The organism is Desulfosalsimonas propionicica (assembly GCF_013761005.1).
Lineage (GTDB): Bacteria > Desulfobacterota > Desulfobacteria > Desulfobacterales > Desulfosalsimonadaceae > Desulfosalsimonas > Desulfosalsimonas propionicica.
Map to the genome: position 1 here is coordinate 111,230 of NZ_JACDUS010000004.1, position 18,517 is coordinate 129,746.

The 18,517-nt window shown below is 47.7% G+C and carries 20 protein-coding genes; 4 read left to right on the plus strand and 16 right to left on the minus strand.

Annotation, left to right across the window (positions count from 1 at the left end; all coding sequences use genetic code 11):
- Positions 1-39: 39 nt before the first annotated feature.
- Genes HNR65_RS08745 through HNR65_RS08755 form a run of 3 tightly spaced genes read right to left on the minus strand, consistent with a single transcriptional unit; the run spans position 40 to position 2,829 of the window.
- Positions 40-1,281, minus strand: coding sequence for an outer membrane beta-barrel protein (locus HNR65_RS08745; protein ID WP_181551113.1), 1,242 nt, complete (start codon positions 1,279-1,281; stop codon positions 40-42).
- A gap of 16 nt (positions 1,282-1,297) precedes the next feature.
- Entirely contained in the window at positions 1,298-2,023 is a 726-nt protein-coding gene (locus tag HNR65_RS08750; protein WP_181551114.1) for a hypothetical protein, read from the minus strand.
- 50 nt (positions 2,024-2,073) lie between these two features.
- A complete protein-coding gene (locus tag HNR65_RS08755) occupies positions 2,074-2,829 on the minus strand; it encodes a hypothetical protein (RefSeq protein ID WP_181551115.1) in 756 nt (251 codons plus the stop codon).
- Between the two features lie 71 nt (positions 2,830-2,900).
- On the opposite strand from HNR65_RS08755, the gene HNR65_RS08760 reads away from it, so the two are divergent.
- Positions 2,901-3,296 carry a BTB/POZ domain-containing protein gene (locus HNR65_RS08760; RefSeq protein ID WP_181551116.1) on the plus strand — a complete coding sequence of 132 codons (396 nt, stop codon included), beginning with the start codon at positions 2,901-2,903 and terminating at the stop codon, positions 3,294-3,296.
- Here the strand turns inward: HNR65_RS08760 and HNR65_RS08765 are convergent.
- The 3 genes from HNR65_RS08765 to HNR65_RS08775 all read right to left on the minus strand — a co-directional run bounded on the left by HNR65_RS08765 (position 3,278) and on the right by HNR65_RS08775 (position 7,405).
- Positions 3,278-4,795, minus strand: a complete 1,518-nt coding sequence (locus HNR65_RS08765; RefSeq protein WP_181551117.1) for an O-antigen ligase family protein — start codon at positions 4,793-4,795, stop codon at positions 3,278-3,280. The two genes, HNR65_RS08760 and HNR65_RS08765, sit on opposite strands and share 19 nt — an antisense overlap.
- Before the next feature lie 299 nt (positions 4,796-5,094).
- Positions 5,095-5,967, minus strand: a complete 873-nt coding sequence (locus HNR65_RS08770) for a patatin-like phospholipase family protein (protein ID WP_181551118.1) — start codon at positions 5,965-5,967, stop codon at positions 5,095-5,097.
- Positions 5,945-7,405 (minus strand): MraY family glycosyltransferase, encoded by a 1,461-nt coding sequence (locus HNR65_RS08775; RefSeq protein ID WP_181551119.1) that lies wholly within the window; start codon positions 7,403-7,405, stop codon positions 5,945-5,947. The genes HNR65_RS08770 and HNR65_RS08775 overlap by 23 nt, the downstream gene beginning before the upstream one ends.
- A gap of 451 nt (positions 7,406-7,856) precedes the next feature.
- Here HNR65_RS08775 and relB point away from each other — a divergent pair, with 451 nt between their 5' ends.
- Both relB and HNR65_RS08785 read left to right on the plus strand, forming a co-directional pair.
- Positions 7,857-8,069 carry a type II toxin-antitoxin system RelB family antitoxin gene (gene relB, locus HNR65_RS08780; RefSeq protein ID WP_181551120.1) on the plus strand — a complete coding sequence of 71 codons (213 nt, stop codon included), beginning with the start codon at positions 7,857-7,859 and terminating at the stop codon, positions 8,067-8,069.
- Positions 8,053-8,295: a type II toxin-antitoxin system RelE family toxin gene (locus HNR65_RS08785; RefSeq protein WP_181551121.1), complete on the plus strand. Its 243-nt coding sequence runs from the start codon at positions 8,053-8,055 to the stop codon at positions 8,293-8,295. The genes relB and HNR65_RS08785 overlap by 17 nt, the downstream gene beginning before the upstream one ends.
- Positions 8,296-8,523: 228 nt before the next feature.
- Here the strand turns inward: HNR65_RS08785 and HNR65_RS08790 are convergent, their stop codons facing one another.
- The 3 genes from HNR65_RS08790 to HNR65_RS08800 form a co-directional block, all read right to left on the minus strand.
- Positions 8,524-8,712, minus strand: coding sequence for a hypothetical protein (locus HNR65_RS08790; protein WP_181551122.1), 189 nt, complete (start codon positions 8,710-8,712; stop codon positions 8,524-8,526).
- Positions 8,666-10,042, minus strand: a complete 1,377-nt coding sequence (locus tag HNR65_RS08795; protein WP_181551123.1) for a hypothetical protein — start codon at positions 10,040-10,042, stop codon at positions 8,666-8,668. Before HNR65_RS08795 ends, HNR65_RS08790 begins: the two co-directional genes overlap by 47 nt.
- A gap of 179 nt (positions 10,043-10,221) precedes the next feature.
- Positions 10,222-10,551, minus strand: a complete 330-nt coding sequence (locus tag HNR65_RS08800) for a glycosyltransferase family protein (RefSeq protein WP_181551124.1) — start codon at positions 10,549-10,551, stop codon at positions 10,222-10,224.
- A 124-nt stretch (positions 10,552-10,675) separates the two neighbouring features.
- On the opposite strand from HNR65_RS08800, the gene HNR65_RS08805 reads away from it, so the two are divergent.
- The gene (locus HNR65_RS08805; RefSeq protein WP_181551125.1) at positions 10,676-10,897 is read left to right on the plus strand and encodes a hypothetical protein; all 222 of its coding nucleotides are present in this window, start codon (positions 10,676-10,678) and stop codon (positions 10,895-10,897) included.
- Positions 10,898-10,907: 10 nt separating this feature from the next.
- Here the strand turns inward: HNR65_RS08805 and wecB are convergent, their stop codons facing one another.
- The 7 genes from wecB to HNR65_RS08840 form a co-directional block, all read right to left on the minus strand.
- Positions 10,908-12,038 carry a non-hydrolyzing UDP-N-acetylglucosamine 2-epimerase gene (gene wecB, locus HNR65_RS08810; protein WP_181551126.1) on the minus strand — a complete coding sequence of 377 codons (1,131 nt, stop codon included), beginning with the start codon at positions 12,036-12,038 and terminating at the stop codon, positions 10,908-10,910.
- Positions 12,039-12,057: 19 nt separating this feature from the next.
- Positions 12,058-12,828: a WecB/TagA/CpsF family glycosyltransferase gene (locus HNR65_RS08815; RefSeq protein WP_492207455.1), complete on the minus strand. Its 771-nt coding sequence runs from the start codon at positions 12,826-12,828 to the stop codon at positions 12,058-12,060.
- The gene (locus tag HNR65_RS08820) at positions 12,803-13,969 is read right to left on the minus strand and encodes a delta-aminolevulinic acid dehydratase (protein ID WP_181551128.1); all 1,167 of its coding nucleotides are present in this window, start codon (positions 13,967-13,969) and stop codon (positions 12,803-12,805) included. Before HNR65_RS08820 ends, HNR65_RS08815 begins: the two co-directional genes overlap by 26 nt.
- A 103-nt stretch (positions 13,970-14,072) precedes the next feature.
- Positions 14,073-16,217 (minus strand): bi-domain-containing oxidoreductase, encoded by a 2,145-nt coding sequence (locus HNR65_RS08825; protein WP_232364717.1) that lies wholly within the window; start codon positions 16,215-16,217, stop codon positions 14,073-14,075.
- Positions 16,218-16,308: 91 nt separating this feature from the next.
- On the minus strand, positions 16,309-16,794 hold the full coding sequence (locus HNR65_RS18255) for a sulfotransferase family protein (RefSeq protein WP_181551335.1): 486 nt from the start codon (positions 16,792-16,794) through the stop codon (positions 16,309-16,311).
- Positions 16,704-17,210: a hypothetical protein gene (locus HNR65_RS08835; RefSeq protein ID WP_181551130.1), complete on the minus strand. Its 507-nt coding sequence runs from the start codon at positions 17,208-17,210 to the stop codon at positions 16,704-16,706. Before HNR65_RS08835 ends, HNR65_RS18255 begins: the two co-directional genes overlap by 91 nt.
- Positions 17,211-17,281: 71 nt before the next feature.
- On the minus strand, positions 17,282-18,496 hold the full coding sequence (locus HNR65_RS08840) for a glycosyltransferase (protein ID WP_181551131.1): 1,215 nt from the start codon (positions 18,494-18,496) through the stop codon (positions 17,282-17,284).
- Positions 18,497-18,517 lie beyond the last annotated feature (21 nt).

Consider the following 18,517-nt stretch of genomic DNA (forward strand, 5'->3'; position numbering starts at 1 on the left):
CCACTGCCTTAAAATAAATTGATTTCTCAGATCCCATACCTAGAACCGAAGCTCTGCGGACACACCCAATCTGTTGTTTGAAAAGCTGTTATCGTCTATATTGCTGTCTTCTTCCACGTAGAGATAAGAAGCATTTACAAAGCACCATTGTTTCACAGCCAGCTGCAGCCTCAGGCCTGCACCGTATTCCTTGTCCTTGCGGTCCTGCTCATAATCGTCGTGTTCGTAATAAAGATTGCCGAAAAATTTCAGGCGGCGGGTAATTCCCTGTTCAACTCCGAGCCCTACCCTTGTGCGGGTATATGCTGTGGTCTCCATATCTGCTGAATCCATATCCCCCCGCATCAGGGAAAAAGACCATTTTGTACGGGCAAGCATCTGGTAATACAAAAATGTTTCGGCAATCCAGGTGCTGGAATCATCATAAGAAAGAGGGTTTCCTGAAGCGTCCGTGCGAAAGCTTAAATCATTTTCAAAATCCCTGCGCCCCCAGCCGATTTTCATCTCACCGTTTACCTTGGCGCTCGGATCAAAATTAAGGCCGATAAAAAACCTGTGATAATCAAAATCCTGGCTGCTGCGCCGGTCTGCCCCATAGGAGTTGTCAGAGGCCCTTTGCTGTTCGTCATAGCTCCTGGTCTCCCACCTGTATTCAAATAAAGCCGAGGTCTTGGGCAAAATCCGGTAAAATATTTTCAGGCCCGGCTCATGGACGGTATAGTTCTGCCAGTGGTCAATGAACCGGTCGTAATCCTGGATATAGTTTCTGTAGTGCAGTTCCGCGCTGAGCTTGTTTGGAAAATTATAGCCAAAAATTCCAACAGCCGTGTTATGCCAGCGCTTCGTCTGGGGCACTCCCCGTTTGTACTCATTTAATGAACCATAGGGATCGCTTGTATCAACAAACTTATCCGATCCTTTAACATAAAAACCTGTCGGGGATGCGTATTCAAACTCGAGATCGGCCTGGTGGGTTTCATAATCAATCGGACTGTAACTGTCATAGCGGACAATATCTGCCTGATATCCCAGCCGGACCGAGTTGTTAGTGTCCTTGCGCCAGTCAAGGGTCAGGGACGGAGACAGGGTGTGGATATAGTCGTCCTGCTTATTTTTGTCTTCAAGAAAAATATTATCGTTTTTTTCCAGTTTATATGAGATTTCTGGAAGCACCCGCATGCTGCCCACCCGAATGTTTCCCTGGCCCAGCGCCGTGCCTGAAATAAAGCAGAAAATGGCCAGCATCAGAAACGCCATTGATTTATAGTGCCGAATGAACATGACTGCTCCTGTTGATTTATTGGCTCGGGCTTGTCTGGCGCTCTCTTCTGTAATCCTCTCCCGGCCTTGTATCGATGCCCTGCTCTGTGTAGACGCTGTCTCTGGTATCTGCCTTTTCAACAACAACTTTATCTTTCCTTTCACCAATGGCATCATTTATTCCGTCATCAGCTGCAAGCTGGATAACTGCAAGATCCTGGCCCGTATTCAGGCCGCATTTGCTTACCCCTTCTTTTACTCCTGCAATGGCGGCCTGGTTGATTTCATCGGAATCAACCTCGTTTCCGGCTTTTATCAGAAAATCTTCAACTCCCGCCAAAAGCCCCCCGCTGGTTTCACGCACAAGGCTGCTTAATCCCTCTGTTCCCATCAGAAGCGATGATGCAGCAAGAACCGATCCGCACGATGCCCCCCTGCCAGCTACCAGGGCCAGGTTTTTAAGCTCCCCGGAATCAAGGCCCCGGCCTGCACCTGCGGCCAGGATGGAATGGATAAGCCCCCTTGACATGGCCCTGGCATAGGCCGGCATATCCTCATCTGATTTGGATGCTTGCACCAGTGCAACATGGGTTACACTGCAGGTGAGGTCTTCGGCGTTTTCGGGTTTGGCAAAAATTTGTTTTATAAGGGCTTCTATTTTGATGCTGTTGTCCTCATTTAGATAGGCGGCTCCGTCTTCTTCGGTCAGGCCGGGGGCTGCACCCGGCAAAATCAGAAGTACCGCAAGGCCTATCAATAACATCGCCAATATCTTTGCAGACGTTTTAACCGGCATTTGAAATGTTTTAAGACTCATTTGCTTCCCCCTTTTTTTTTGATCTTCAACCATCTTTGCAACGCCTTTTTTATTCCTGGATCACCCTCCGCAGCAAGCTCTGAAACCGCTTCCGGGCTGGGATCATGATACCATAGAAGCTCTGCAGCCCGGTGCAGAAAGCCCCGGTCCAGCAAAACAGCTTTTCTCAGTAAGCCAAGTCCCTTTTCACGGGCCCCTGGAATCGAGCCCGGAATTTTGGATCGCCATAGCCAATAGCCGCCCAGGCTGTAAAGCAGCCCGGGCCCATAAGGCTTAAGATCATATGCAGCCGCCATTGCGTGGTCGGCCTGCTGGAGCCGCTTCTGGTAGGACCATTTTTTTTCCCACGTGACAAACATCCCGTATTGGTACCAGTATTGGGCATTGACCGGGTTGGACAGCAAGGCTTTCTGCCATCCCAGCCGGATTTTTTTGTGTTCAGCCGCATTGTCACCGCTTCCTGGCCCCTGGGTTTTGAGGTTTATCAGTTCCATCATCACGCTTTGGGACAATTTTGCGTGATACGCCCCGTTTGCCGGATCCAAAAATATAGCCCCCTGGATGTTGCGGATCGGCGGCTGAACATTTCGCCGCAGGGTTGCATTCACCCGGGTGGCGCAGGCGGCTTCGGCCAGAAAATGCCGCACGGTTGCACAGCCCGCCCAAAACAAAATAACCAGGCACACCAAGGCGGCCCCCGCAGATACATAGCTTCCGGGACAAAGCCGTTGCAGGCTACTAAACTTTTTCACAGTTCCTCCGAAAAGAAGACCAAACCCGAAGCCAAAATATGAAACCTGAACATTATGCCGGAGGCCCTGCAATGCGCCTGTATCCTGTAGAAAAAAACCTTTTTAAACGATCGGCCATGCTTATTGTTATGCTATCTGCGCTCTGCGCATTTGCCGGTTGTGCCTCGGATCTGGCCCTTAGCCCCTCATGCCGGCACAAGGCCGTTTATTGCGCCATCACCGCACGGGAATATATGCCCGTGCGCATTGCCCGGGGCACCTTCAAAGATGTGCCCCATGCCCAGGCCCAGGGGTATTTCAACGACCAATGGCAGAACATGGAAATTGCAGGTGACTGGATTGTCTTTATTGAATTGCCCGGATTTAAAGCCAGTAAATTCAATACCATCACTGATTACCTGCACTATCTTTATACCATTGACCATCCGAGCAAACGCATGCGAATGGCTCAAAAGGATTTATCCTGACAAAGAGCGTTCCACCCCACTGCGGCAACGGTGACAAGGGTTAAGGCATTTGCCGGCATGCGCAGGGCAAACTCCCCGAATGAATGAAGGCCTATGGCCAGCATGCCGGCAATGGCGCCTCCGCCCAGGCCTATGGAAAAATGGTTTCCCCGGCCCATCCAGGCCCGGATATATTGAAAAATCAACGTGACAAACCCGATTGCTGCCGCCCCTAGCCCAATCAGGCCGGTTTCCACGCCAAGTTCCATCCAGTCGTTGTGAAGATGTATCAACGCCATGCCGCCGGCATGGTGGGCCACGGGATAGGAATGGTAAGCCTCCCCAAAAGTGCCCATGCCCGTGCCAGAAACGGGATAATCCCGGATCATAGAAGCAGCCGAAAGGGTATAATCCAGCCGGCTGCTGTGCAGGCCCGTCTTCTGAAATTTCTCCAGGGCGGGTTTAATGCCAATAAAGCAGCTGCAAGCCAGAATGACCAGCAGCAAAATAAAGGCAACTTGTCCAAACCCGCGAAAACGCGGCCGGGCCATAAACATAGAAATCATAAACAGAGACCCTGCTGCAAAAGCCACAATTCCTCCCCTGGAACCTGTCGAAATCAGACCAAATCCAAGCAATGCTGCAAGGCCCGCAAAACATATCCGGAGATTTCTGTTTATCCCTGTCACCAGCCATTTTTTGATCACGTCCGGCTTAAATGGCCGTATCTTCGGCAATCCAGGGCGCCCGGGCCAATAAGCAAAAACCATACCCACGCACAACGGGCAGACCATTGCCAGGAAACCGGCCAGATGATTGAAGTTAATATATGTCCCATTTATCAGTGAGGAGTGTTTTGACACCGCATACCACCAGATCCGATGTGTGTGGCTATAGGCCTGGGCCGCACCGTAAATCACCTGAAAAACGCCCATGCCTGCAAGGACCCCGATAGCCTGCAGCATCTGTGCCCTGTGCCTGGTCAGCCAGGCCATTAGAGCAAACATGCAGAAATAGCTTAAAATACGAATAAGAGCCAGGCGTGTTTCAAACGGAATCAGGCTCAGCTGCATCCAGCCGGGCGGATCAGCCCCTGTTGCCTTGGCTGCTGCAATTTTAAGATCAAATGCCCTTGGGGAAATCAATTCCACCAACCAGAATGGCATGGGAAGAATTTGTAATCCGGTGATCAATAAAAAAAGCCCAAGCCACAACAGGGCCGGATTCAGTAACCGGATGTCAAATGCCTTTGTATCCCCGGGCCAGTTCACGCCCCGGGCCAACCAGAGCAAAACCGCTACACCAGAAAGAGTGAAAACCAATAGTTCCATCAGACAATAGGCCCAGGCATGGACCCCGCCAAAAGCCAGCTGGGTAAAAACCAAAACCCCCATTAGGGCCCGGAAAATAAATTTTTCACCTCCATTTTCCCCGGCCAGATCTGTCCGGTCCCCTGCCCCGGACAAAAACAATCCCCTGTCCCGATAATGCTGACCTGTATTGTGTGGAGCCAGTTCCATGGAGCCGATGCCTTATATATGGAATGTTTTCCATGTTATTTTAATCATCAGCCAGACTTACACTGCCTGGCACTGCCGAGCTTTACCCCCTTGCAGCAACCTGCTGACAAACGGCCTTCTGCCCCACTGCCAACCCGGGACACAGACCTTATTTTGCAACAGCCATGCCGAATTCCGTGAATTTTGAATTCCGGGGACTGAATTCCGGGGACACAATACCTTTGAGTTCCGGGTAGAGTAGAGGGCAGGATAGCCTGTCCTCTACTCTACCCGGAATCCCGGAATCCGCGCAATCCGCATCAATGATAATGCGGTTGCAGGGCCTTCAGATCAGAATCGCTGTTTAAGCCGCCTGAATCAAGCCACTCCGACACTTTCTGTTCGGCCCGGGAAATCAGCTCCGCTGTCCTTGAAAAGTTGAACATGGAGGCGTCGAGGGGGCAAAGCGTCGGCAACGAACGGATCTCCACTTCCTGCCTGAATTTTTCAATATCCATGGCCAAACGATGGGAAATGGCAATGCTCATGGCCTGTAGAATCATTTCCACAAGGCCCTTGGGCGGAGCCTTGCGGGCACAACAGATACCGGTGGGGAAAACAAAGATGCGGCTTGCCCCGTTCATGATAGCAGTGGAAATCGGCGTATTGTTGGTTACGCTGCCGTCTATCAGATAAAGCTCTTCAAACTTTACCTGTGGTAAAATGCCCGGAATGGCAGTCGAAGCCAAAAGGGCATCAAGCACGCTGCCCTTTGTGAGCGTTACCTCGTGGCCGTGGAACAGGCTAGTGGCAATCACCATGCAGGGCAGTGCGCAATCCTCCAGGTACTCACCAGGAAGGCTTGTCCGGATCAGTTGAGTCAAGGGCTTGGGGCTGCAGATGTGCTTTTGGGATTGGACCAGTCCGAAAAATTTCCGGATTGGCGGCAGGGGGAAAACATCTTTTCGCTTTATTCCGAGCCAGATTTTTTCAAGCCGGGAAACGCCATCCGGTGTGGGGTCAAAGGCGAAAAAAACAGCATTTAACGCCCCCACCAAAGCGCCCACAAGAAAATCAGGGATTATGCCGGTGCGGATAATGGCCTTGAGCATGCCAACCTGGATGGCACCCAGGCTGCCGCCACCGGCAAAAACAAATGCTGTTTTTCCATTATTTATTTTTTCCGTTTTCATTCCATAACTCCTCACAATTCTGCAATTCGTATAATTCGGGGGACAATAATTCGGGGGACACAATACTTAATTCGCATGAATTAAGTATTGTGTCCCCCGAATTGAGGAGAACTTTCTGGTGGGCATCTAAGTCCGCCAGTTTGTTTGTTACCGTCCATCTGAGCTGCTCCAGGCGGCGGAGCAGAAATAGCGGCATTTCACGTTTTCCGGCATTTTGCAGAATCTTTAAATAGCCGTATCTGTCTCCGTTATTAGCCAGGGGCAGCCGCAGATGTATGACCAAGCTGTTGTCTTCAAAACTCTTGCCGGTCCCGGGGTTTTCATACCGGCGCACCGGCGGCCAGGGCTGATTTTGTGCTGGTGTGGTAAACCTTAGCTCCAGAAAATCAATGCCCAGAAATTCGGCCGCATCTGTAAGCCTGTGCCACATTTCGTTAATATCACCGGCGCGGGAAATCTCAATCTGATGATCAAAAAACCGCCTTCGCTCAAGGCTGATTCCGGATTCATCACCCAGACAACGAAGCCAGGTCCTGAATCTCTCACTGCTGAGGTATTCAAAATAGCCCAGTCTTCTGACCATGAAAATGGCACCTGCAGCTATCGCTATAATTATAAGCCCTGCCCTTATATCGCGCAAATTTACTGTTATCAGAGCCGCAGCACACAAAAACACAGTGATGCCATATAAGGTTGAAACTGCCCGAACCGTGGAAAAGCCCATATTTTTCAACCGGTGATGAATATGGCTGCTGTCGGGCTGAAAAATTCTCCTTCCCCGCACGAACCTGCGAACCGGTGACAAGATGGTATCAAAAATAGGAACTCCCATGGCCAACAGAGGAATCAGCAAAGCCGGGGCTACATGGCTTTTCACTGATCCGATGATGCTGATGCCCGCAATGGCATAACCCAGAAAATAGCTCCCCGAGTCGCCCATAAATATGGTGGCCGGGTTGAAATTATAGCGCAAAAATCCCAGAACACTGCCTGCAAGCGCTGTAAACAAAACAGCAGTAAACATATCGTTGTTTAAATAAGACAAAATCACCATGGTAATGCCTGCAGACGAAACAATGCCCCCTGCCAGCCCGTCGAGCCCGTCAACAAGGTTGACTGCATTCATAAACAAAACAAACCAGAAAATGGTAACCGGCGCTGTGAGGAGACCAAATTCAATGATAAATCCGCCCATCTCAAACTGGGAAATTTCAATGCCCCCTAAAAACGCCAGCAGCCCGCCGGCAACCTGAAAAAGCAGTTTCACCATTGCCCTGGAGCCTTTCAGATCATCAAAAAGCCCGATACCAAAACACACCACCCCACCGGCCAGAAAAAAAACAAGGCTTTTATCCAGAGCCATCACTTCTGATTCATGGATCACCGGCAGCAGCCGGCTGATGGCCAGTACCGCCAAAAACGCGGTAAAGATTGCCACCCCGCCGGCCCTTGGGATCGGATGCCTGTGAACCTTCCGTTGATCCGGCACATCAACAATGCCCCACCTGAGGCAAAGCCTCCGGATCAATGGCGTCAGCACCAAGGACAGGCCCATGGAGCAGGCAAAAATGAAAATCAGTGTTTTAATGGCTTATCTCCGCAAAAGGTTTATCAGCTATGATTAGGATATGGACATAAGCAAAAAACAAGCCAAGTCCCTAATTCCAGGGAGGCATTCCCGGGGCCCCTCAATTCCGGGGACCAATTCCGGGGACATGAACCTTAATTCGATAGAATTAAGTTCGTGTCCCCGGAATTACGGAATTACGGAATTAATACCCGGGAAGCAATCCCGTGGTCAATTCGTGTCTCCCGAATTGAATTTGACAAACCAAATAAAACGCAATACAATGTCATACACTCAAAAAAGCTTAAAAGGATATCAAGCCGTGATTACTGTCCGTTTAAATAAAACCATTGAAGAACAGCTCAAACACCTTGCTAAAATCCGTGGCAGCAACAAAAGTGAATTGATCCGCGAGGCAATTGTCCGGTTCCTTGAGGATAATGAGGACCTTGAACTCGCACAAGAAGCAAAGGCGCAAATGCAAAGCAGTAAACCGCTTAAGGAGTTAAAAAAAGAACTTGGCCTGGATAGTTGAAATCAGTGATGTTGCAGAACGCCAACTTAAAAAACTTGATCGGCCGGTTCAAAAAAGGATTCTTGGCTGGCTGTCGGATCGCATAGATGGATGCAAGAACCCAAGACATTTCGGGGAGCCATTAAAGGGCAGCCATTCCGGATTCTGGCGATACCGGGTCGGCAGTTACCGGATAATCTGTGAAATCAAGGATGATACGCGTCAATTCCGGGGACATGAACCTTAATTCGATAGAATTAAGGTTCATGTCCCCGGAATTAGATTACGGAATTAAACTGATGATTTTGATGCCTGAAATATTAAAAGGATTTGCAACAAGCAAAAGGAGGGACCCGGAGGCAAGCCTGCATCTTAAATCTTCGGGCATGAAATGGTTAGACGGTTTAAAACTTAAGAAGCAAGCATAGTAAGTGTAAGGCGGATAAGCGCCGGCTCATCCGCCAAAAATTCTGTTTCAGCCGAGGAAATACTGCCTGCTGATTTCAAGGGTTCTCTGTTCCCGCAAACGGTCCTTCTCAACGTTTTCCTGAATGTTTTCTTTCAGCTTGCGATCGATGCGATCGAGCTTTGCTTGAACACCTTGATCCTTTTTCATTTCAAGACTTCTGTTGCTGGCTTCCATCATTTTCTTCATCCATTCCATGATAGGCCTCCGCTAAATTGTGCCTGTAAATTGGATCCCGCACATCATCAAGCTCCACCGACTCTCCTTCGCAAATGAACAAGCTGCCAATTCTGGCCGAAATCATCATGTCAATCCCAGCATATTCCATTGCCGTAGCATCGAAGATAAATCTTGACTGTACATAATCAGGGTATTCCGATTCGGCAATATATTCGGCAACCCATATAAATTTGGGCATTTGCTGCAAAAGCAAATGATATTTATAATAATCATCGACAGCATTGTCAAATATAAATTGTTTAAACGATTTGGATGAGGCCATGAAAACCCGGCGGTACATGTTTTGCTGTGGCAGAAAAGAATCTTCTATTTCAGGTAGTATCCGGCTCAGGAGGGTTAACACATCAAGATACATCTTCTCATATAAAGGAACAATGATTGAGTCAATGTCGCAAACTGAATGCATGCCACCGTTTCCGACCACAGAATATGGCAGACAATTGTCATCGACGGAAAAATAACCTTCTATGAGATCTGAAATCGGAGTTATTCCGCTTTTAACATCATTTTCAGGCTCTATTTTCAAATGCCCTATTATGGCGATGGCATGCCTTTTACCTCTTAATCCTGCCACAAAAGGAATTCCGGATTCAACAAATATATATATGATTTCATTAAAAATTTTTCTGTTATTAACAATTTCACTGAAATAAATTTCCGGGTAGAACCCAATCAGGCTGAAAATGCTTGATATGTTTTCTATTGTCAGCCCTTTTGATGGGATCTTGCGAGTGTGCGAAGACGCCAGATCAAATATTTGTTGAATTGTATACTCTGAGTAAATACTATATTTTTCACTGTAATATCTGGTAATAGCCCAAATCGAAACCTGTGCGCAACGGGAAATGTTTGCATCCTGCTGCATCCACGGAAAAGCCTTAACAGTGAGCGTTTTACCTAAAAAATGGCATTCAAACCCGGCAAGCAGCAAATGGCCTTTCTGCCTGGCAAAGGCATCTGGGGCGATATAGGCCCGCCCCAGATTAAATGGGGCAGTGTTTCTTAACGTAAAAAACCCAAAGTACTCTTCTTTGCCGAACAAATGAACTCGATACGAATTCCGGTCAATTTTTTTATGTCTTTTGGAGAAGTCACTATAGTAGGTACTCCTGAAATCTTTGTCCACATAGGGATACTCCAGAAGCATATACTGAACATTGTCAGACAGGCTTTGCTCCAGCAAACACAGCGAATGATCGGACAAATAGCTGTTGCCGACTTTTTCACGAAGTTCGGATAAGTCTGTACATACTGAAATCGCTATTTGATTTTTCTCTGCTTCACACATGATCTATTTTGTACATCAAAAATCATATTTTTCAAGTTGTTTCTTTCTTGTCTTTCTGTCGTATATCTTCATCCATGCCATTATCCGGCTATACCAATATACCACCCCGTAGGGCGCGCAATTCCGGGGACATGAATCTTAATTCGATAGAATTAAGTTCGTGTCCCCGGAATTGGGAATTACGTGTCCCCGGAATTGGGAATTACGGCCTTACTATCTGCCAGCTTCACCATAGCATCGCTTAAATCTTTTATTCGCCCTGCCCGGGCAGCCAGCCCGAATGGTCTGGAAAATTTCCCGGTGACTTCTGTATTTGCAACAATCACCGGTTTGCCCCAGGCCATGTCTTTGATAATTGCCAGCTGTATTTCTGAAGGCATCATCGCAAAAGTCTTCACAAAGGCAAAACAGTGGCTTAAAAAGGCATTCAATGTTGTTTCATCCACCAGTTCCAGCACCGGCCAGACTCTTTTTTGATGTTTCATCCTGTCAATTTTTTTTACGATCAAATCATTATCAAGACGGCTGTCAGGACGAAACAGGCAAACCAGGCAAATATCCGGATGCTTTTCAGCCGCCCGGTCAAATGCATCAAGTATTTCAAGCACCCCCCGGATCATGGACGGCGGCCCCATGAACAAAAAACACGGCCGGTCCTGGAGCCATGGGTCAAAAGTTTCCGGCAGTCCGTTGTTTTCAAAACAATCTTTATTGTTTTTACCCGGCTGGCTAAAATGCACCCTCGCTTTTTTACAGCCGGCGGGCAGCGCCCGCCGGCCTGCAACATCTGTCATGGCAATAATACCGGAAAATTCTGCTATTTTAATTTTGGCAATTCCGGGGACACGAACTTAATTCTATCGAATTAAGTTCGTGTCCCCGGAATTGCGGAATTGAAATGGTCAAACAGCACTTGAACAATCCGTTCTGCGGCTTTACCATCCCATTTTTCAGGGATACGTCCCTTTTTCACGTGCCCTGCCAGAATTTTTCCGGCTGCATCTATAATTTGAGCCTTCTGGTTTCCCACCAGCACATTTGTGCCTTGGGTGCAGGTAATGGGCCGTTCGGTATTATTTCGCAAGGTCAGGCAGGGAACCCCCAGCACTGTGGTTTCTTCCTGAAGCCCGCCGCTGTCTGTAATCACCATTTTGGCAAACATGGTCAGGTGTAAAAATTCCAGATACCCCAAGGGATTGACTGCAAAAATACCGTTTTTCCCTGGCTCTTTGCTTAAAAAACAATCCAGGCCAAACCGGGAGATCATTTTTTTGGTCCTGGGATGAACCGGAAATATAATGGGTGTGTTTGAAGCTATTTCTGACAACGCCTCCAGGATCTGTTTAAGGGTCTGCCGGTCATCCACGTTTGAAGGCCTGTGCAGGGTCAATGCAGCATAGCGTCCTGGCAAAATCCCCAACCTGCTGACCAGATCAATTCTTTTTGCTATGCTCCTGTGCTTTAAAAGGGTGTCGATCATCACATTTCCCACAAAAAAAATTTTTCCCGGGTCCCTGCCTTCTTTTTCCAGATTTCTGTTTGCCAGAAGGTCTGTAGTAAACAGAAAATCGCAGAGCACATCTGTGCACAAACGATTGATTTCTTCCGGCATTGACATATCACCGGAGCGCAGACCGGCTTCCACATGAGCTACCTTGATACCAAGCTTTTTGGCAGTAATTGTACACGCCATGGTGGAGTTCACATCCCCTACCACGATCACCAGTTCCGGCGCCTCTTCCAGACAGATTTTTTCAAACGCCATCATGACGTTACCGGTTTGTTCGGCATGACTGCCGCTGCCGATACCCAGGTCAATATCGGGTTTCGGCAGGCCCAAATCGTCAAAAAAAGACTTGCTCATGTGCGCATCATAGTGCTGTCCGGTATGGATCAGCAAATGATTGATCTGCTCCGGGTAATTATCCATGGCTTTTATAATCGGCGCCATTTTCATAAAGTTCGGTCGGGCGCCGACAACATTTAAAATCTTCATCCTTTAAACAAGCCTGCGTTTATAATGTTTTATGAAAAACCGGCTTTTGGCATGGCCTGCCATTTAACAAGATTTTTAACATAAAAACCGGAAGGGCGGCTTGCCGGCGAGCACGTCTGGGCTCGGCAACAAGCCGGTAAAACCATTCAAGCCCAAGCCTCTGAAACAAAGCCGGGGCCCTTTTCATCTCACCGGTTATGGTATCCAGAGTCCCGCCAATGCCCTGGCAGATTTTAACATTAAGGTTTTCTATATGCGTGTCTATCCATTGCTCCTGCCTGGGACTGCCAAGCGCAACAAATAAAATATCGGCCCCGGAGTCATTGATTGCCTTAACAAGATTTCCCATCTCATCTTCCCCGAGATAGCCATGGCTGCGGCCAACAATCTGAATACCAGTATAACGCGATTTTAAAATCTCCACGGCTTTTTTGTTAACCTCTTCCTTAGAGCCGTATATATAAATCTTATAGCTCTTTTCAGCAGCAACGTGGCATATCTGCTGCATCAAATCTGCACCGGCCACCCGCTGCGACCAAACACCATAAACCTTTCGAACCCCCAGCACCACGCCAATGCCGTCGGGTATCAGCAGGCCTGCGTGTTCGAACATATTTTTTAAAAAAGGTGCTTTTTGTGCCGCCATAATTTTTTCCGGATTTACAGCCATGATATAACTGCCGCACCTTGTGCTTCTTATCCGCTCATCGATATATTCCAGCGCGGATTTCATTGTTATGCAATCCACCGGAATACCCAAAAGCCTAACCCGCTTCATTTTTATCCTCATTTTCTGTGTTGATCCTGTATTCTGTTAATGCATGCATCGCCCATGCCTGGCCCCAGCGCATATACGGGATACGATTGGTCATCCAGCGACTTTTCCGGAAATTGAAATACCCTTTGGGGTTGCACAAATGATTGCTCATCCAGCCCAGCACCTTGTCAGTCAGCGCCTTATATTTTTTCCCTTCACCGGAAAAAAAATACACTGCCTGTGCCGGGCAATGGATGTCTATAGGATAGGTCTGGTTATGATAATATTTGGGCATACCGTCTGGGCCGAAAAAGTTTTCCGCGTAGAACCGCACGCCTTTTTCATATTGCGCCCGGTATTCTTCGGCCACACCGGCCTTTAAAAAACAGCGTATGGCCTGAAGGTTAAATCCCGTGTGAAAAGAATCAATCCAGCCTTGAAAACCGGTTTCCGCATATTTCCAGGATCCGTCTTCATGCTGGTGATCCATGGAATATTTCAGGCTTAAAAGCGCCAATGCCTTAAGATCTTCCTGGCAGGTGCGTTCATAGATCCGGATTAAAAGAGACGCCCCCAGCAAATTGGCATTGTGGACAAAATTAAAATCCTCTGGTGTATAACTGAAACAGATACCACCGTTTTTCTTTTTTTGATTCAGGTCCCGGCATATAAAATTTCCAATGGGAACAGCAAGCTGCAGAGCATCCTGATTGCCTGTGATATCAGCAGCATCCAGCAGGGAATGTCCTATAAAGGCGGAATTGACAACCGTGGGCGTATAAGCCGGCACAAAAGCAGCCCGGGACTGCCAGTCAAAATCATAGCCCCAGCACGGCCCGGCATACCCGCCACTCATGTTCTGCCTGAGCAGATCCAGCAAACGGTCAATTTTTTGTAAATATTCTTCACGATTTTCCAGGGCGTACAGCCGGGCATAACTCCCCAGAAAAAGCCCAAGCGCCTTGGGATTGTGCCCCTTGGGCACGCCCAAAAGCGGCCGAAGATTGATGGGCAAATGGCGAAACGCCTGGGTCCAGGCAATGCGGCCGTATTTTGCCCCAAATGTCAATCCCCGTACAACCGGGCTTTTCAAGGCGTCATAGGGGTCGTAGCCGGCAAAATCGCAGACTTCCACATATTTTCGCAATGCATCAATATATGTTGCAGCATTCATAGAAGGAAAACTTACGAATTTCGGGGACACAATACCTAATTAATTTAATTAGGTATTGTGTCCCCGAAATTACGGAGGTATTGTGTCCCCGGAATTACGGAATTCAGGAATTCACAATTGTCTGACCGGTTCGAATGGATTCAAGGATTGAAAAACAGACACGGGAAGCGCTGAAAATCTGGTGAATGGGAATCGGCGAGGGTTTGCCGTTTTTTACAGCATCAATAAATTGGCTCACCTCCGCCTTCTGCCCCTTGTCCTGGGAGAGGTATTTTTTCGTCTTTTTTTTGCCGCCCGCATAAATGTCCAGGCGTTTAAAATCATCTAAAACCGCCGTACACCCATTGGCAAAGACTTCCACCCGTTCTTTGCAAAGGGCCTTATCGCCGTTTGCAAAATAGCAAATTGTGCCGATGGAGCCGTTTTCATATTTCAGGGAAACAACCAAAACGTCATTTAAATGATTGACATCCTCCATTGCCTGGGCACTTACGGAAACCGGCAGGGAACCGTTTAAAAAGGTTAAAAAATCCACAAAATGGCAGACTTCGCCGATTATGCGCCCCCCGCCGATCTCTATATCCTGTATCCAGGAGTCTTTGGGAATATGGCCGGCATTTACCCGATACACCATGGCCAAAGGGCCGCCAGGAAAATTATTTTTTATCTCGCGGCCAAGGGGAGAAAACCTGCGGTTATAGCCCACCATCAAAAGCGGTGTTTGCCCGCCGGCGGCCTTGTCAGCTTGCTTTTTTGACAATGCTTTATACAAATTTTCAATTTCATTTAGCTCACCTTCATGGAGGCACAAAGGCTTTTCCACAAAAACATTTTTGCCTGCCTTCAGGCTTTTTTGCACAAAATCGGCATGCGTATTATGCCGCGTGGCAATAAAAACCGTGTTAATGGCATCGTTTTCAATGATTTCACTTTCAAGATCAGTGCAAAAATCAAACCCAAAGCGTTCAGCCACTGATCGCGCACCTGTTCCGGTGGCGGTTAAAATCCCCTTTAGTGAAACGCCGGCGTTTTTGGGGATATTGGGAAGCAGTTGGCTCTGGGCATAGCTGCCGGCCCCGATAAATCCGATATTAACAGATGAAACCGGTCCGCGGTCATGCCCTTTAATTTCAATCCTGCCTCTTTTAATGGTTTTACCAATATCATAGGCAATAAGGATGCCCATAAATGGCTCAGAGCGTTCCATCATCATGTCATAGGCCCTGGGCGCATCCGCAAACTTGAAAACATGGGTGGTCAAATAACTTAAATCAATCCTGCCCCCGGCGATCAAATCCTGGAACGCCTCCATATTCCGGTTCTCGGTCCAGCGCACATAGGCCGGCGGATAATCAAGCCCATGTTCTTCATACAGGGGATCGTAACGGCCCGGCCCGTATGAGCAGGACATGCGCAAATCAAGCTCTTTTTTGTAATAATGGGGCTCCCGGTCAAACCCTGTGGGCACATCTCCCACGATCACGACTTTCCCTTTTTTCCGCGCAACCGCACCGGCCAGGTTAATTGGATCATGGCTTGACGAGGCTGCGGTTATAATCACCGCGTCAACGCCCATGCCCCGGGTAAGCCGGTGTATTTCTTCCTCTACGGCATGCCCGGTTCTTAGAAATGCCGCATCACAACAATGCTTTCTTGCCGTTTCTGCCGCTGCACGGTCAATATCTATCCCGAAAACCCTTACCCCGCTTGCCTTCAGCATAAGGCAAGCCAACTGCCCGATGAGCCCCAGGCCGATAACCGCACAAGTTTCTCCCAGCCGCAGATCAGCCTGCCGGATCCCCTGCAGTGCAATTGCCCCCAATGTGTTGTAACAGGCAAGTTGTAAATCTGAATCCTGGCGCAATCTCACACACAGGTTTTCCGGCACGGAAATAATTTCCGCATGATTGGCATAACCCGCGCCGGCACAGGCGACTTTATCCCCCACGGAAATATTTTTTACGCCTTTTCCGACATCAATGACAACACCGGCGCTGCTGTATCCCAGCGGTGAATAGGCGTCCAGCTTTTTCATCACCGCCCGGTAGGTTTGGGCCGGCCCCTGCTGTTTTAAAACGTCAAAAACCTGCTTGACCTGCTGAGGTCTTTCCCTGGCCTTGCCAATTAAGCCTTTTCGGGCAGCCTTGACCGTTGAGCCCTCTGTGCCGGCACTGATAAGGGAATAGTGGTTTTGTACAAGCACCGTGCCGGCAGAAACAGCCGGCAGCGGCACTTCCTGAATCGTCATTTCACCGGTTTTTAATTTTTGAGTTAGTTGTTTCATATTTTCAAGTATTTGTTAACAGTCCTTAATTATTAAGGTTGAGGAACTAATTGGTTTACCCGTAGCCTAATAGCCGCATTTCACGCCCCAAGAGCTTTCTTATGATTCGATCGGTGTAAGGTGAAATGACATTGCGCCATCTTTCTAATGTACACACATCAAAACCATAAGTTATTTCCCGTTTACGAAAAGATGAATCTTCCATCCGTGGCAGTAGCATCCTTTTATCGAAGGGTACTGCAAGGAAATTACAAAGCTTCTTCATCTGATCCTCTGGTGCTTGGATCGTGTCCTCGAAGCGAAACAAGTGATACTTTTCGTTATGAGCCATCATGGCATGGACACGAGCGGCCCAATGGTATTGATGGACAAGATATGTCAAGCGTTTTGCCGCCAAAACGCACTGCCGCCATCTTGGCAAACTTTCACAAGTTCGAATATCCATTAATTTCATAGATGCATAAATGGCTCTGGGATCTCTCGTAATATGAATATAGCGTGAGTCAGGAAACCATTGATGGAATTTCGGAGTGCATGCAATGTTGACTGGAAATTTTGCCCCCCCCTTCTTTTTTTCTTAATTTCAGCATGCATGCATAACAAAGTCTCAAGAATTGTTTTGAAGGCAAAATTCGTCTCACCCAGTCGACTTGCAAGCACATCACGATCTAATTCTTGGATGGAATTCTCATTGCCCTCAATCTCATCCAGACTCATCTGCCAAAATGTCCCATTAAATTGTTTCTGAAACATTAAATTGATCAAAGCCTCAAGGTGCTCTCCACGAAGAGGTTTTCCAATAGTCTTTGAAACCGACATGCAAAAGTCTTTTCGTAACCAGCGTGGCGATAGATAATGCATTTCATTTAGAATATCTATATCCGTATAGCTGTTTATGCTATTCTTGTATATCTTCGACCCGGTTCTGGCTACTCCAATAATAAAAACAAATTCCACAGTCAGGCATTCCCTTTAATATACCCGGCAACAGGACTTTAAAATCCGTTTTTCCGTTTCCAGACGGCTGTTCAGTCGGAGAAAACTGGCCACACAGCACGGAGATCCTGGGCCAGGGTTGCTAACGAATATTTTTCTGCAATCTGAAGGCTATAGGTTGCAGCATCCTTTATATTCAGTGCGCTGTTGATTGCTTTGGCAAACACCTCAGGATTGCGTGTATCCACCACATAACCGTTAAATCCATTACAGATCAAGTCCCTGGCTCCGCTGACATTGGTTGAAACTATTGGCAGGCCGCATGAGATGGCTTCAACCATTGCGACGGACCAACCTTCCTGAAACGAACCAACAACGAGCGCATCAGCTGCATTCATGTACAACGCTACCTCTCCAGATGGCACTATACCTGCAAATATGATATCTTCAATAATACCAAGATGGTAAGCCATGTTTTTTAATTTTTCCCGATCTTCGCCATCACCTACCAATACTAATTGCAAATGGAGTCTTTCGGTTTTAAGTCTTTTAAAAGACTCTAAAATAAGCTGCCAGCCTTTAATGTACATAAGTTTGCCGCAAAATAGCAGGATTTTTGCCTCTTGATTTAATCCCAAAGAGGCACGTGCTGTTTTCCTATCCTTCGGATAAAACACTCTGGTATCCGCACGTGTAGGACACGGGACAATTCTTGACCGGTTCACCATACCATTGCTTCTTTCCACCATGGCTTCAATTGCTGTCGTGTCTGCTGCGGCCAGAATCAGGTTTGCTCTTCTTAAGGCTTTGAACAGTATCCGCTCATACGGACGCTTTAATAAACGTGCCCAGCCATAGCGCGAGTGTTCAACTTCATTTTTTACGCTTGGGAAGCAATAGCAGATGCTGTTCCAGTCGTACTGATGTATCGCCAGCATAACCTGAGCACACTGGGTAAATACATTGCTGACCCCTAAACTTCTAATTTCTTGCATATACTTTCGCACGGCAAGATAATGGCGGATACGCAAAGGAATAAGCGGCCGGCCTGTTTTAGTCTTATCCACTCTGCGCACCCCAAAAAAATGATATGTTGTACCGTCTATTTTACGAGTAACCCAACGGCCTACAGGGGTTTCATCCGTGGAAACACCGACTAAAGCGAAACGATTGCCGAAACTCTGGAGAAGCTGCCGAGCAAACGCAAGCTGGCCCCCGGCAGGATGACTTTCAAAATCGCATCCTTCGATCAACAATACATCAGGTATCGTTATTTGGCATTCTTCCTTGTACTTTAACCTTTTCATCTGCTGTCTTTTTTTCAGATA

Excerpts from the sequence above, each read along its gene's own strand:
- HNR65_RS08820 (WP_181551128.1), bottom strand. The coding sequence starts at position 13,969 with ATGAATGCTGCAACATATATTGATGCATTGCGAAAATATGTGGAAGTC.
- HNR65_RS08790 (WP_181551122.1), bottom strand. The coding sequence starts at position 8,712 with ATGGAATGGATGAAGAAAATGATGGAAGCCAGCAACAGAAGTCTTGAA.
- HNR65_RS08840 (WP_181551131.1), bottom strand. The coding sequence starts at position 18,496 with ATGAAAAGGTTAAAGTACAAGGAAGAATGCCAAATAACGATACCTGAT.
- HNR65_RS08815 (WP_492207455.1), bottom strand. The coding sequence starts at position 12,828 with ATGAGGATAAAAATGAAGCGGGTTAGGCTTTTGGGTATTCCGGTGGAT.
- HNR65_RS08770 (WP_181551118.1), bottom strand. The coding sequence starts at position 5,967 with ATGAAAACGGAAAAAATAAATAATGGAAAAACAGCATTTGTTTTTGCC.
- HNR65_RS08760 (WP_181551116.1), top strand. The coding sequence starts at position 2,901 with ATGCGCCTGTATCCTGTAGAAAAAAACCTTTTTAAACGATCGGCCATG.
- HNR65_RS08805 (WP_181551125.1), top strand. The coding sequence starts at position 10,676 with ATGAACAAAAAACACGGCCGGTCCTGGAGCCATGGGTCAAAAGTTTCC.
- HNR65_RS08750 (WP_181551114.1), bottom strand. The coding sequence starts at position 2,023 with ATGTTATTGATAGGCCTTGCGGTACTTCTGATTTTGCCGGGTGCAGCC.
- HNR65_RS08765 (WP_181551117.1), bottom strand. The coding sequence starts at position 4,795 with ATGGAACTGGCTCCACACAATACAGGTCAGCATTATCGGGACAGGGGA.
- HNR65_RS08795 (WP_181551123.1), bottom strand. The coding sequence starts at position 10,042 with ATGTGTGAAGCAGAGAAAAATCAAATAGCGATTTCAGTATGTACAGAC.
- HNR65_RS08825 (WP_232364717.1), bottom strand. The coding sequence starts at position 16,217 with ATGACGATTCAGGAAGTGCCGCTGCCGGCTGTTTCTGCCGGCACGGTG.
- wecB (WP_181551126.1), bottom strand. The coding sequence starts at position 12,038 with ATGAAGATTTTAAATGTTGTCGGCGCCCGACCGAACTTTATGAAAATG.
- HNR65_RS08745 (WP_181551113.1), bottom strand. The coding sequence starts at position 1,281 with ATGTTCATTCGGCACTATAAATCAATGGCGTTTCTGATGCTGGCCATT.